Annotated in this window: 2 protein-coding genes and 1 pseudogene; all 3 read right to left on the bottom strand. The window is 39.4% G+C overall.

Annotated elements, in window-relative coordinates; translation table 11 throughout:
* A pseudogene (locus JZO69_RS16355) lies at window positions 1–350 on the bottom strand (hypothetical protein); the annotation flags it as partial.
* 35 nt (window positions 351–385) lie between these two features.
* The gene (locus tag JZO69_RS16350; protein ID WP_207113877.1) at window positions 386–1231 is read right to left on the bottom strand and encodes a YitT family protein; all 846 of its coding nucleotides are present in this window, start codon (window positions 1229–1231) and stop codon (window positions 386–388) included.
* On the bottom strand, window positions 1228–2178 hold a 951-nt coding region (locus JZO69_RS16345; RefSeq protein WP_207113876.1), incomplete at its 5' end, for a M20/M25/M40 family metallo-hydrolase. The genes JZO69_RS16345 and JZO69_RS16350, both read right to left, overlap by 4 nt.

Here is a 2178-nt window from a genome sequence, read left to right as displayed (position 1 = left end):
GCAATAGCATAGCTTTGATCTTCAAATAATGGCCCCACTAACAATAAAGCTGCAACGATCCCAAGCGTTGCGGCTACCCCAATCAGAAATGTCCGCCATTGTTGTTTAAATTCTTTTAAACTGATTGTTGTTCCTAGATGGACTAGGATAAAACCAACAACAGTTGTTCCTAAGGCCAATAATGAGGAACTAGGCAATAAATCTTCTGGAAATACATTCGTTTTAAATCCAATTAAAAAGATCAATGAAGCAATTAATAATGTTGAAAGTAGCGACTTCGTTTTTTTAGAAATATAATCACTAACCGTCCAAACAAGCATAATAATCGTAAAAGCTAACACAGAATTCATAATTTTCGCTCTCCTTTTTCTAAGTGGCTATTTTTTTACTGAATCGGATGATAAGTAAAACCCAAACCGTGAACCTCAGCGACATTTGATACAATCACAAATGAAGTTGGATCGATTTGATCGATGATACGCATGACTGCTGGATACTCATTATTTGAACTGACGATCATCAACATTTGATTTTCCTGTTCTGTTTTGCCCCCAGTAACATTAAACAGTGTGACACCGCGATTAACGGTATGCAGCAGTTCTTGTTTGATTTCATTGGTCTTATCTTGGCTGAAAATCAATATGGATTTTCTTCGTTTGACGCCAGTTTCGATATAAGTCATGACGATTGATGTAATAATGATCGATAATATTGCAAACAGAAACGATTCAACGCCGAAGATGAAAACGTTTAGTAAGACAATAAAAGCATCCGTCACCAATAGTCCTGTTGAGGTATTAATGTGCCAATATTTTTGTAAGATCAGCGGTGGAATTGTTGTGCCACCACTAGAAGCACCTATTTTATAAAGAATAGCAACGCCGATCCCAAAAATCGCACTGCCGAAAAGAACGGATAGTAAACGATCGGAGGTGACCATGATTTCAGGAACAACCGCTAGAAAGAGTGGAAACAATAAACTACCAATCAGTGTATTGAAAAACACCTTTTTCCCTAAAAAGAGGATCGTTAAAAGCAACATTAAACAATTTAAGACCAAAACAACGATCGACCGATCAATCGAAAAGGCTGCTTCTGCCAAAATACCTAATCCACTCACACCGCCTGCGGCTATCTGATGAGGACCTAAAAACATATTGATGGAGATGCTCAGCAGCAGAACTGCTAGGATGATCAACAAGATATTTTGACCTTTACGCACCGCAGTCATTTTACTGACCCGCTTGAAGTATGACTGTCGGGCATTTCATTGACGATAGCTAAAGCCAATTCAACTGATTTTAGCATTTCAGCAATTGGGATATATTCGTTGACGGTATGGATTTTTTCATATCCAATCGATAAATTCAATGTTGGTTTACCTTGTGCGTTAAAGATATTGGCATCACTACCGCCGCCGCTGATTTCTGGTGTGAAGGTACGACCAATTTGAGCTGTTGCAGCTTTAGCGATTCTAACAGGATCAGAATCATCAGCTAAATGAAAACCAGTCGCTTTTTGATCCATGGAAAGAGTGAAGTCACCGCCATGTAAACTAGTTGCGTTTTTGAATGCTTGTTCTAATGTAGCAAGAAAGTCACGTGCTTTTTCATCGGAGATCGAACGTACTTCTCCTTGAATCATCAAGTCTTCCATCACAACGTTGATCCCTGCACCACCAGAAATTTTTCCGATGTTTGAAGTGGTATGCTCATCCAATCTGCCAAAAGGAATTCCTCCTAATGCCGTTTGAGCAATCGTGAATGCTGAAATACCTTTTTCTGGTTCTAAACCAGCATGAGCCGCTTTACCTGTCACTTCAATATCAAACATATAGAGGAAAGGACTAGCAATGATTCCATTTCCAGCCGGGCCAGAATTATCAAATACGTAGCCAAATGTTGAATCGATCAATGACATATCCAAGGCGGCGGCCCCAATCAAACCGATTTCTTCACCAGGAGAAAAGACGAGTTCGATCGGTCCTGTTTCGATAGTATTTTCTGAAATTGTCTCAATCATTTCTAAAAGAATCGCAATCCCTGCTTTATTGTCTGCTGCTAAAATCGTTTCACCTTTAGAATAAAGAATATCGTCCTTCTCAAGCACTTCAATGCCTACACCTGGTTCTACAGTATCCACATGACAAGAGAAGAAGACCGGCTCCTTAGCTAAACT

It is taken from the genome of Candidatus Enterococcus ikei (assembly GCF_017316105.1).
GTDB classification, from domain to species: domain Bacteria; phylum Bacillota; class Bacilli; order Lactobacillales; family Enterococcaceae; genus Enterococcus_L; species Enterococcus_L ikei.
Note: the sequence above shows the minus strand (reverse complement) of the source record. Positions and strands in the feature narration are given on the sequence as shown.